Here is an 11,085-nt window from a genome sequence, read left to right on the forward strand (position 1 = left end):
CGGGTCCGTGGGCGCCGAACAGGAGCGGGCCCGTACACTCCAAGTGCCGGTCGGTCGACGCCAGGGGGCTCGCCGGGTCCGCCGGGTGCGGTGCCACCAGTGGCAGCGCCGACGCGAGCCTCGCCTCACAGAGCCCGACCAGTTCGGCGTACCCGGCCGCACCCATCAACTCCGTGAGCTCGGGCCGGTAGGAGACGTAGACAGGTTCACCCGCACCGTGCGCGGAGGTCGCCGATGTGCACCACCAGTGCAGGTCATGTCCCCCGGGCCCCCACCCGCGCCGGTCGTACTCGCCGATCGACACGACCAGCACCCGGCTGTCGTCGGGCCGGTCCACCCAGTCGAAGGTACGGCGGATCGGCAACTGCCAGCACACGTCGGGCTTGGTCTCCAGCGGCTCGCGACCCTCGCGCAACGCGAGCGCGTGCAGAGCGCAGCCCTGACCCCCGGCGAACCCGGCCCGGTTGGAGAAGACGCAGGCGCCGTCCACCACGCGGGTCTGCCGTTCGCCGTCCTCGTTCTCCTCGGCCCAGAAGCCGTCGGACCCGGTGCCGATGTCGTGGAACTGCCAGTCGTCCGAAGTGAGCCGGGCCACATGCCCGGCGACCCGCTTCTCGTCGTCGTCATCCGAGAAGTGCGCGCCCAGCGAGCAGCACCCGTCGTCGGCCCGGCCGGCCACGATGCCCTGGCAGCCGCTGCCGAAGACGCACGTCCAGCGGGAGGTGAGCCAGGTCAGGTCGCACCGGAAGACCTGTTCCTCGTCGGCGGGGTCGACGAACTCCACCCAGGCCCGGGCGAAGTCCAGCCCGGTCTCGTCGGGCACGCCCGCCTTGGTCGCCGCGGTCGTCCCGGCGCTCTTCTTCGTGCCCTTGCGGGCCTTCACCTTCGCCACGCGCCCAAGCGTAAGACCGTAATGCGTCGAATGCGGTCACGCGGGTCCGTGGGCGCCGAACAGGAGCGGGCCCGTACACGTCGGACGTGCGCGTCGAAGGTGATCGTCGAGCGTGCGCGCCACCGTCGGCCGGCGCCGCCCGGGGGCACCGCTGGCTACAGTGCTGCCCATGCGACTGGGAGTGCTCGACGTGGGTTCCAACACCGTTCACCTGTTGGTGGTGGACGCGCACCCGGGCGCGCGCCCGCTGCCGGCGTACTCGCACAAGGCCGAGCTGCGGCTGGCCGAACTGCTCGACGCGCGCGGCGCGATCGGCGAGGCCGGGGTCGACCGGCTGGTGGGCACCGTCGCGGACGCGATGCGGGTGGCGGAGGACAAGGGTGTCGAGGACGTCCTGGCGTTCGCCACCTCCGCGGTCCGGGAGGCGGCCAACGGTGAGGAGGTGCTGAACCGGGTCGAGCGCGAGACCGGCGTACGGCTGACGGTGCTGTCCGGCGCCGACGAGGCCCGGCTGACCTTCCTCGCGGTACGCCGCTGGTTCGGCTGGTCCGCGGGCCGGTTGCTGGTGCTGGACATCGGCGGCGGCTCGCTGGAGGTCGCCTTCGGCATGGACGAGTACCCGGACGCCGCCGTCTCCCTGCCGCTCGGCGCCGGCCGGCTGACCGGCAGCTGGCTGCCCGGCGACCCGCCCGCCGCCGACGACGTGCGCGCCCTGCGCAAGCACGCCCGGGCCGAGATAGCGCGTGCGGTGCCGGAGTTCGCCCGGCTCGGCCGCCCCGACCACGCCGTCGGCACCTCCAAGACGTTCCGCCAGCTCGCCCGGATCGGCGGCGCCGCCCGCAGCGCGGACGGCCTGTACGTGCAGCGCACGCTGCGACGCGAGGTGCTGGAGGAGTGGGTGCCGCGGCTGGCCGCGATGAGCACCTCCCGGCGCGCCGCGCTGCCCGGGGTCTCCGAGGGCCGGGCCCGGCAGCTGCTGGCGGGCGCCCTGGTCGCCGAGGGCGCGATGGACCTCTTCGACATGGACGAGCTGGAGATCTGCCCGTGGGCGCTGCGCGAAGGGGTGATCCTGCGCAAGCTCGACGTGATGGCCGGCGAGGTGGCCTGGGCCGCGCGGGACCAGGCGGCAGGACGCGGCCCGGCCGCCTCCGCGGTGACCCCGGACGACCTGCCCTCCTCGGTGGCCCGCCGCCCCGCCTGAGCCGACGGCCCCATGGACGCACGGACGGTCGTACGGGCAGCACCGCGGACGCGCCCGCAGCACTCGTACGAGCGGCACCCGTACGAGCGGCCCGCTGCACGCTCGTCCGCGCGCCGCTCCACGAGTGGTGGCGCCGTTCGACCGGCCGGCCGCCGTACGCTGGCTTGCGTGCGACAACCAGCGGACCGACCCGAGGCGCGCGACGCCCTTCGGGGCCGCGCCACCACCATGTCCGGTATTTCTGGAATGTCCGGCCCGTCCGACGTGAAAGTCGCGCTGTCCACCGCCTCGGTCTACCCGGAGTCCACCGCGACCGCGTTCGAGATCGCCGCGCGGCTCGGCTACGACGGCGTCGAGGTCATGGTGTGGACCGACCCGGTCAGCCAGGACGTCGAGGCGCTGCGCCGCCTGTCGGACTACCACCAGGTGCCGATCCTCGCGGTACACGCGCCATGCCTGCTGATCACCCAGCGGGTGTGGTCCACCGACCCGTGGACCAAGCTCCAGCGGGCCCGCGCCGCCGCCCAGCGGCTGGGCGCCTCCACCGTCGTGGTGCACCCGCCCTTCCGCTGGCAGCGCGGGTACGCCCGCGACTTCGTGCGCGGGGTGTGGCGGATGGCCGACGAGACGGACATCCGGTTCGCCGTCGAGAACATGTACCCCTGGCGCTACCGCGACCGCGAGATGCTCGCGTACGCCCCCGACTGGGACGTGACCAAGGAGGACTACCGGCACTTCACGGTCGACCTCTCGCACGCGGCCACCTCGCGCAGCGAGGCGCTGGAGATGGCCGCGCGGATGGGCGACCGGCTCGCCCACGTGCACATGGCCGACGGCAACGGCTCGGCGAAGGACGAGCACCTCGTGCCCGGGCGCGGCTCACAGCCCTGCGCGGAACTGCTGGGCGCGCTGGCCTCCGGCGGTTTCGGCGGGCACGTGGTGATCGAGGTGAACACCCGCCGGGCCATGTCCGCGGCCGAGCGCGAGGAGGACCTCGCGGAGGCGCTCGCGTTCACCCGGCTGCATCTGGCCGCCGTCAGGGTGCCCTGACCCTCCCTCCGCGCCTGACCCTCCCTCCGGCCCGGGGCCACCATGCGGACGGGGCGTCCGAATCCTGGGCCGCGGGCGTAGGCTCGTCGTCCAGGCAGTCGCGAGTCCCGGCAGCGCAGACTCGTACGAGCGAAGTGGACCCGAGGGGCGAAACCCGGGTCCAAGAAGGAGGGGAAACCGTGCCCGAGCTGAGGTCACGTACGGTCACCCACGGCCGCAACATGGCCGGCGCCCGCGCGCTGATGCGTGCGTCCGGCGTCGCCAACTCCGACATCGGCAAGCCGATCGTCGCGGTCGCCAACAGCTTCACCGAGTTCGTACCGGGCCACACGCACCTCCAGCCGGTCGGCCGGATCGTCTCCGAGGCGATCCTCGCGGCGGGTGCGGTGCCGCGCGAGTTCAACACGATCGCCGTGGACGACGGCATCGCGATGGGCCACGGCGGCATGCTCTACTCGCTGCCCTCCCGCGACCTGATCGCCGACTCCGTGGAGTACATGGTCCAGGCGCACTGCGCGGACGCCCTGATCTGCATCTCCAACTGCGACAAGATCACCCCGGGCATGCTGATGGCCGCGCTGCGGCTGAACATCCCGACGGTCTTCGTCTCCGGCGGCCCCATGGAGGCCGGCCGCGCCACCCTCGTCGACGGCACCGTCCGCAAGCTCGACCTGATCAACGCGATCTCCGACGCCGTCAACGACGACGTCTCCGACGAGGACATCCTCCGCATCGAGGAGAACGCCTGCCCGACCTGCGGCTCGTGTTCCGGCATGTTCACCGCCAACTCGATGAACTGCCTCACCGAGGCGATCGGCCTGTCCCTGCCCGGCAACGGCTCGGTGCTCGCCACCCACACCGCCCGCCGCGCCCTGTACGAGCGGGCCGGCGCCACCGTGGTGGACCTGGCCAAGCGGTACTACGAGCAGGACGACGCGTCCGTGCTGCCGCGCTCCATCGCCACCCCGGCCGCCTTCGAGAACGCGATGGCGCTGGACATCTCGATGGGCGGCTCCACCAACACGATCCTGCACCTGCTGGCCGCCGCCCAGGAGGCCGAAGTCACCTACGGCCTCAGCGAGATGGACGAGGTCTCCCGCCGCGTGCCGTGTCTGGCCAAGGTCGCGCCGAACGTGGCACCCGGCGGCACGTACTACATGGAGGACGTGCACCGGGCCGGCGGCATCCCGGCCCTCCTCGGCGAGCTCTACCGCGGCGGGCTGCTCAACGAGGACGTGCACACCGTGCACTCGCCCTCGATCAAGCAGTGGCTCGACACCTGGGACGTGCGCGGCGGCTCCCCGTCGCCGGAGGCCGTCGAGCTGTGGCACGCCGCCCCCGGCTGCGTCCGCTCCGCCGAGGCGTTCTCCCAGTCCGAGCGGTGGGACACCCTCGACACCGACGCGGCCGGCGGCTGCATCCGCGACGTCGAGCACGCCTACTCCAAGGACGGCGGCCTCGCGGTGTTGCGCGGCAACCTCGCCCTGGACGGCGCCGTGGTGAAGACCGCGGGCGTCGACGAGTCGATCTGGACCTTCGAGGGCCCGGCCGTCGTCTGCGAGTCGCAGGAGGAGGCCGTCGAGAAGATCCTCGCCAAGCAGGTCACCCCCGGCGACGTGGTGGTCATCCGCTACGAGGGTCCGCGCGGCGGCCCGGGCATGCAGGAGATGCTCTACCCGACGTCCTTCCTCAAGGGCCGCGGCCTGGGCAAGGTCTGCGCGCTGGTCACCGACGGCCGCTTCTCCGGCGGCACTTCGGGCCTGTCCATCGGCCACGCCTCGCCCGAGGCGGCCTCCGGCGGCACCATCGCGCTGGTCGAGGACGGTGACCGGATCAGGATCGACATCCCGAACCGCACGATGGAACTGCTCGTCTCCGACGAGGAGTTGGCCACCCGCCGGGAGGCCCTGAACGGCGTGTACGCGCCCCGCGCCCGCACCCGCCACGTCTCCACCGCGCTGCGCGCGTACGCGGCGATGGCGACCAGCGCGGACAAGGGCGCCGTGCGCGACGTCACCCTGCTGGAGCGCTGAACCCGGCGTTGCCGAGCCGCCGTTGATCTGATCGCGCCGGTCGATCAGATCAGCGGCGGCCGGCCGAGCCGGGTCATCCGCCACGCGGTGGACCACCGCATCGGCCGGCGCGGCGGGCACGGCGTGCGCACGCCCTCGACGAACCCGGCACACCACGCCTTGAGTCCGGCCCCCGACCGGGTGCGCGCCACGGTCAGCGCCGTCCACACCCCCAGGTACGCGGGCACCAGCAGCACCGGGAGGTGGCGCTTGGCCAGCCAGACCCGGTTACGGGCGAGGTTGCGGTAGTAGACCGCGTGCCGGGTCGGCGAGGTCCACGGGTGCTGGAGCACCAGCTCCGGCGCGTACCGGACGTTCCAGCGCGCGTCCAGCGCCCGCCAGGCGAGGTCGGTCTCCTCGTGCGCGTAGAAGAACGGGCCCGGCCAGCCGCCGATCTCGTCGAGCATCCGCATGGACAGGCCGTGCCCGCCGCCCAGGAACGTGGTCACCAGCCCGCCGCGCATCGGATCGGACGCCCGCAGCCGCGGCACGTGCCGGCGGGCGGTGCGCCCCCGCTCGTCCGCGATCCGGAAACCCACCACGCCCAGCCGGTCGTCGGCCTCGTACAGCGCGCACAGCCGGGTGAAGACGTCGGTGCCCAGCAGCAGCCCGTCGTCGTCCAGGTCGACCACGACGTCCACGTCGCCGAACTCCCGCAGGGCCTCGATCGCCACGTTGCGGCCGCCGGGAATCCCGAGGTTCTCGCTCAGTTCGAGCGTGGCCACCTCCTTGGGCAGCTCCGGCAGCGGCGTTCCGTTCCCCACCACCACGACCCGCGTCGCCGGAGTCTCCTGCACCGCTACGGAGTCCAGCAGCGCGAGGAGTTCCGCGGGCCGGGTGCCCATCGTCAGAATGGCAACACCTACACGAGGGTGGCGCACGGGTGAAGTCTCCGTTCCTCGGGTCCGACCCGCAGATGCTAACGCCACGGCCTACGCATCCCCGTCGCGAATCCACACGCCAGGCCCTAACGGCTCAGGGGCTACTTCTGACACGGGACGGGACAGCGGGACGGGACCGCGCCGCGCCGGCGGCCGGACGGGCGGGTCGGGCCGATCCCGCATAATCGGTGGCGTGAGCGACACCCATGGGCCCGGCGAGGACCGCGACCGTACGGCCGGAGCCCCGCGGCCGGAGCCGATCCGGTTCTTCGGGACGACCTGGGTCGGCCACGACGGCGGCTACGCGCTGCGGCGGGTGGGCGTGGCGGTCGGGTCGCTGGTGAGCGCGGTGCTCGGCGCGCTGGTGCTGCTCTTCGGCTTCCAGGGCCTGACGGACGCCGACGTCGGCCTGTTCGTGAACATCCTGGCCGGCACCGGTTTCGCGGTGTGCAGCGTGCTGATGTTCGGCCGGACCTGGCGGGGCTACGTACGGCGCCGCGTCCCGGCGGCGGGCGCCGACGCGGACCCGGGCACCTCGATGCAGGGCCTGTACGTGATCGGTTTCGTGGGCGCCCTGCTGGCGTACTTCGTGCGGAGCCTGTACGAGGCGCCGGGGGAGCGGTTGCAGCGGGCGGAGTACGAGCAGGCGCGCGAGCAGTACGAACGCCGCCGGGCGCAGCGCACCGGCAACCCGGCCGGCCGCGGCAAGGTCCGCGGCGCCGCCAAGCGCCGCCGGTAGCGCCGCGACCTACCGCCGTCGCCCGCGAACCGTGCCAGCGCCCCTCCGGTCCGGGCCCCGGTCCCCCCGGCCCGCACCCGTGCTCTACGCCCGAGACCTGCTGAACGTGCCCGCGACGCCGACCACCGCCGCCACCACGGCCCCGTGCCACAGGCCGGTCCACACCGACCCGAAGAAACCCTGGCTGGTGAGCACCTGCCGCACCACCACGTCGGTCAGGAACATCATCCCGGCCGGCACGGCGGCCACCTGCCACGGATGCGAACGCGCCCAGCGCCTGATGCGGTGGTCCCGGCCGCCGCCCCGCGAGGAGTAGCCGAGCACCGAGCCGGCCCCGCCCACGCAGAAGAACAGCAGCGCGGCCACCGACACCGCACTGCTCAGGACACCGAGCCCGAAGTGCCCGCCCACGAGGTGCAGGACCAGCGACACTCCACCGCCCAGCGCGCCCACGACGGCGGCCGGCCGCCAGGGTCCGAGGGTCACCGAAGCCACGGCCAAGTGCCGCTTCTCCGCGCCCGATGCAGAGATTTCACGGGATGAACGACTCATACCGCAACGGTCCACCCCGCACCGTCCGCACGCCATAGGGGATGACCCTGAACCGCCCCTACCGCTCCCTACCGCCGCTGGTGTACCCGCTACATCCGCCGCTCCCGCCCGCGTCGCCGTACGGCGGGATCCGTACCTGGCGATCCGTACGGCGGTGGACCGTACGGCGCCGGACCGTACGGCGCCGGACCGTGCGGCATGATGACGGCCATGACCTCGTACGACGCGCACGCCGCGGCCGAAGCGACCCGGCTGCGCGAGGCAGGGGACCGCGACGCCCTGCTCGTCCTCGCCGCGCGGCACCCGCAGGACCCCGCCGTCGCGTACCAGACCGCCTGGCTGCACGACCGCCTCGGCCTCGAAGCCGAAGCCGTCCCGTTCTACGAGACCGCGCTCGCCATCGGCGGCCTGGACGACGAGGACCGGCTCGGCGCCCACACCGGTCTCGCCAGCACCTACCGGGTGCTGGGCCGGTACGACGACGCGCTCGCCGCCTTCGACCGTGCCCTCGCCGAATACCCGGGCGACCCGGCCCTGACCGCCTTCCGCGCGATCGCCCTGCACAACCTCGGCCGCTCCGGCGACGCAGTCGCCGACCTGCTCAAACTCCTCACCGCCACCAGCTCCGCACCCGCCGTCGTCCGTTACCGCGGCGCGCTCGACTACTACGCCGACCACCTCGACGAGACGGCCTGACCCCGCGTCCCGCCTGCCCGAGGAGTGGACGCGGCCACCACCGCGCCCGCGCCCCTGCGAGGATGACCGGACAGGGAGCCCCGTACCGCTTGAGGTGAACCGCCATGACCGCCACCACCGCCCTGACGCAGACCGTCGCCGTCCTCGGCACCGGGAAGATCGGCGAGGCGCTGCTCTCCGGGATGATCAGGGCCGGCTGGGCCCCCGACGACCTGCTGGTCACCGCCCGCCGCGCCGAACGCGCCGAGGAACTGCGGACCCGCTACGGCGTCGAGGCCGTCGACAACGCGCACGCCGCGAAGACCGCCGACACCCTCATCCTGGCGGTCAAGCCCCAGGACATGGGCGCCCTGCTCACCGAACTCACCCCGCACGTCGGCGCCGACAAGCTGGTGATCAGCGCCGCCGCCGGTATCCCCACCGCCTTCTTCGAGGAACGCCTCACCGACGGCACCGCGGTCGTCCGGGTCATGCCCAACACCCCCGTGCTCGTCGACGAGGGCATGTCCGTGATCTCCGCGGGACGGCACGCCGACGAGACGCACCTGGCGCGCACCGAGGCGATCTTCCAGCCGGTCGGCAAGACCCTGCGCGTCCCCGAGAAGCAGCAGGACGCCGCCACCGCGCTCTCCGGCTCCGGCCCCGCCTACTTCTACTACCTGGTCGAGGCGATGACCGACGCCGGCATCCTGCTCGGCCTGCCCCGCGCCCAGGCCCACGACCTCATCGTCCAGTCCGCGATCGGCGCCGCCGTCATGCTGCGCGACAGCGGCGAACACCCGGTCAAGCTCCGCGAAGCCGTCACCTCCCCGGCCGGCACCACGATCAGCGCCATCCGCGAACTGGAGAACCACGGCGTGCGCGCCGCCCTGATCGCCGCGCTGGAAGCCGCCCGCGACCGCAGCCGCGAACTGGCCACCGGCGCATAGCCGTTCATGCGGTCGCCCGGCCGGGCCGCCGCCCGAGGCCGCGCGCCGGGTCACCCACGTGGGTGACCCGGCACACCACGTGGGTGACCCGCGCCCCACCCCGTTTCACGCCGGTCGCAGCAACCCGATCGCCTCGTAGGCCGCGTCCACCGTCGGCCGTGCCAGCGCCCGGGCCCGCGCCGCACCCTCGCGCAGCACCCCGTCGACATACGACGGATCGGCGCTGATCTCGGCATGCCGCGCCCGCAACGGCCGCAGCAGCTCCACCACCGCCTCCGCCGTGTCCGCCTTCAGCACGCCGATCCCGTCGTACCGCTCGGCCAGCACACCCGGCTCCTCGCCGGTGCACGCCGACAGGATCTCCAGCAGGTTCGCCACCCCCGGCCGCGTCTCACGGTCGTAGGACACCCCCTGCTCGCTGTCCGTCACCGCCCGCCGCACCTTCTTGACGACCGCTTCCGGCTCGTCCAGCAGGTAGACGATCCCGGCCGTCGCCTCGTGCGACTTCCCCATCTTCGCCAGCGGGTCCTGGAGATCCATCACCCGCGCCGCCACCGCCGGCACCGTGGCCTTCGGCACCACGAACGTGTGCCCGTAACGCTGGTTGAACCGCACCGCCAGGTCCCGGGTCAGCTCCACATGCTGCGTCTGGTCCTCACCCACGGGGACATCGGTCGCCCCGTACGCCCGGATGTCCGCCGCCATCAGCGCCGGATACGTCAGCAGAGACAGCCGCACGCTCTGCCCGGACGCCTGCGCCCTGGCCGACTTCTCCTTGTACTGGATCATCCGGCGCATCTCGCCGTCCGTGGCCACGCACTCCAGCAGGTACATCAGCCGGGTGTGCTCGTCCACGTGGCTCTGCGCGAACACCGTGCACACGTCAGGGTCCAGCCCGGACGCCAGCAGCAGCCCCGCCGTCTGCCGGCTCAGTCGCCTCACCCGTGCGGGATCGTGCTCCACGGTCAGCGCGTGCAGGTCCACCACGCAGAAGAGCGACTCCGCCCGATGCTGGTCCGCGTCGGCCCACCGGCGCATCGCGCCGAGGTAGTTCCCCAGGGTGAGGTGCCCGGTGGGCTTGACCCCACTGAAGATGCGGGCGCCCCGTGGTCGCCCCGGCCCGTCCTTGCTCTCACCCGCGGCACGCTGCGCCGGCTGGGTCGTCTCCCGCGTTGTCGCCGTCATGTCCGTCGTCTCCTGTGTCCTGTGTCCTGTGACAGATCGGAGACCGCCGCTCGGTGTGCGACCGAGGGCACAACGCAAACGGCCGCCGAGGCGGCGGCCGTTGGATGCATACGTCAGTCCCGGGCCGCCCTAGGCGCCCCACCACTGGGTGCTGTGCGTATACAAGGTCATGCACGCCACAGTACCGCGGTACGGGCCGATGGGGGCCGGTACGGGCCGGAACCGGCCGGGGTTGACACGGTCGTGGCGGATGCGTAATGTCCTCCGGGTTGTCCGATGTGAGCGCCGACCTCGGTTGGTCCCCGGGCAGCCATTCCGCAGTAATCATTCGAGTCGAACGCGCTTTGCCGTGTTCGCTTGTCTGTGCGCTTTAGGAATGCCCGGCGGAACGGGAAGCGGCCGATTTGGATCGGCCGGTGAACTTCCGCTAAAGTCTCACTCGTCGGAACGGCCGAAGGGCCGGAAAGACAAACCCCACTGACTGGGGGTCAGGCACTGGAAAGCGTCTGATAGAGTCGGGAACACAACGAAGGGAAAGCCCGGAGGGGCCCGGAAGGGTCGCTGATGGCAGCTTCCGTTTCTTGAGAACTCAACAGCGTGCCAAAAGTCAACGCCAGATATGTTGATACCCCGTTCCGATCGGTTTCGATCGGGATGAGGTTCCTTTGAAGAAAAATACACAGCGAGGACGCTGTGCACCCGGGGATTATTCCTCCCCGTGGTGCCGCTCTTTCGCGGGTGTGATGCCGGATTACCGGTGGACATTCACGGAGAGTTTGATCCTGGCTCAGGACGAACGCTGGCGGCGTGCTTAACACATGCAAGTCGAACGGTGAAGCCCTTCGGGGTGGATCAGTGGCGAACGGGTGAGTAACACGTGGGCAATCT

General features: G+C 72.2%; 10 protein-coding genes and 1 rRNA gene. 7 read left to right on the top strand and 4 right to left on the bottom strand.

What is annotated here, in order from left to right; translation table 11 throughout:
• The coding region (locus tag AC13HU_RS20625) for a DUF3109 family protein (protein WP_483043387.1) at nt 1–892 on the bottom strand (892 nt) is incomplete at its 3' end.
• Nucleotides 893–1,061: 169 nt separating this feature from the next.
• Between AC13HU_RS20625 and AC13HU_RS20630 the strand changes: the two genes are divergently transcribed.
• The 3 genes from AC13HU_RS20630 (at nt 1,062) to ilvD (ending at nt 5,176) form a co-directional block, all read left to right on the top strand.
• Nucleotides 1,062–2,093 carry a Ppx/GppA family phosphatase gene (locus AC13HU_RS20630; protein WP_483043388.1) on the top strand — a complete coding sequence of 344 codons (1,032 nt, stop codon included), beginning with the start codon at nt 1,062–1,064 and terminating at the stop codon, nt 2,091–2,093.
• Between the two features lie 246 nt (nt 2,094–2,339).
• A complete protein-coding gene (locus AC13HU_RS20635) occupies nt 2,340–3,143 on the top strand; it encodes a sugar phosphate isomerase/epimerase family protein (RefSeq protein ID WP_483043395.1) in 804 nt (267 codons plus the stop codon).
• A 179-nt stretch (nt 3,144–3,322) separates the two neighbouring features.
• A complete protein-coding gene (ilvD, locus tag AC13HU_RS20640; RefSeq protein ID WP_483043389.1) occupies nt 3,323–5,176 on the top strand; it encodes a dihydroxy-acid dehydratase in 1,854 nt (617 codons plus the stop codon).
• A gap of 44 nt (nt 5,177–5,220) precedes the next feature.
• On the opposite strand, the gene AC13HU_RS20645 is transcribed toward ilvD, so the two are convergent.
• Nucleotides 5,221–6,096 (bottom strand): glycosyltransferase family 2 protein, encoded by an 876-nt coding sequence (locus AC13HU_RS20645; RefSeq protein ID WP_483043390.1) that lies wholly within the window; start codon nt 6,094–6,096, stop codon nt 5,221–5,223.
• A 193-nt stretch (nt 6,097–6,289) separates the two neighbouring features.
• Between AC13HU_RS20645 and AC13HU_RS20650 the strand changes: the two genes are divergently transcribed.
• Nucleotides 6,290–6,835 (top strand): hypothetical protein, encoded by a 546-nt coding sequence (locus tag AC13HU_RS20650; RefSeq protein ID WP_483043391.1) that lies wholly within the window; start codon nt 6,290–6,292, stop codon nt 6,833–6,835.
• Nucleotides 6,836–6,919: 84 nt separating this feature from the next.
• On the opposite strand, the gene AC13HU_RS20655 is transcribed toward AC13HU_RS20650, so the two are convergent.
• Nucleotides 6,920–7,330: a hypothetical protein gene (locus AC13HU_RS20655; RefSeq protein WP_483043392.1), complete on the bottom strand. Its 411-nt coding sequence runs from the start codon at nt 7,328–7,330 to the stop codon at nt 6,920–6,922.
• A 267-nt stretch (nt 7,331–7,597) separates the two neighbouring features.
• Between AC13HU_RS20655 and AC13HU_RS20660 the strand changes: the two genes are divergently transcribed.
• Nucleotides 7,598–8,083 carry a tetratricopeptide repeat protein gene (locus tag AC13HU_RS20660; RefSeq protein ID WP_483043393.1) on the top strand — a complete coding sequence of 162 codons (486 nt, stop codon included), beginning with the start codon at nt 7,598–7,600 and terminating at the stop codon, nt 8,081–8,083.
• A 122-nt stretch (nt 8,084–8,205) separates the two neighbouring features.
• The gene (gene proC, locus AC13HU_RS20665) at nt 8,206–9,012 is read left to right on the top strand and encodes a pyrroline-5-carboxylate reductase (RefSeq protein ID WP_483043396.1); all 807 of its coding nucleotides are present in this window, start codon (nt 8,206–8,208) and stop codon (nt 9,010–9,012) included.
• 105 nt (nt 9,013–9,117) lie between these two features.
• Here proC and trpS read toward each other — a convergent pair whose 3' ends face one another.
• On the bottom strand, nt 9,118–10,197 hold the full coding sequence (gene trpS / locus AC13HU_RS20670) for a tryptophan--tRNA ligase (RefSeq protein WP_483043394.1): 1,080 nt from the start codon (nt 10,195–10,197) through the stop codon (nt 9,118–9,120).
• Nucleotides 10,198–10,961: 764 nt separating this feature from the next.
• Here trpS and AC13HU_RS20675 point away from each other — a divergent pair.
• Nucleotides 10,962–11,085 (top strand): 16S ribosomal RNA (locus tag AC13HU_RS20675); the annotation flags it as partial.

The sequence above is a fragment of the Streptomyces sp. NH27 genome, assembly GCF_056859195.1.

What these genes read in the sequence shown, in the direction of transcription:
- AC13HU_RS20630 (WP_483043388.1), top strand. Translation starts at nt 1,062, where the DNA reads ATGCGACTGGGAGTGCTCGACGTGGGTTCCAACACCGTTCACCTGTTG.
- AC13HU_RS20660 (WP_483043393.1), top strand. Translation starts at nt 7,598, where the DNA reads ATGACCTCGTACGACGCGCACGCCGCGGCCGAAGCGACCCGGCTGCGC.
- AC13HU_RS20635 (WP_483043395.1), top strand. Translation starts at nt 2,340, where the DNA reads ATGTCCGGCCCGTCCGACGTGAAAGTCGCGCTGTCCACCGCCTCGGTC.
- trpS (WP_483043394.1), bottom strand. Translation starts at nt 10,197, where the DNA reads ATGACGGCGACAACGCGGGAGACGACCCAGCCGGCGCAGCGTGCCGCG.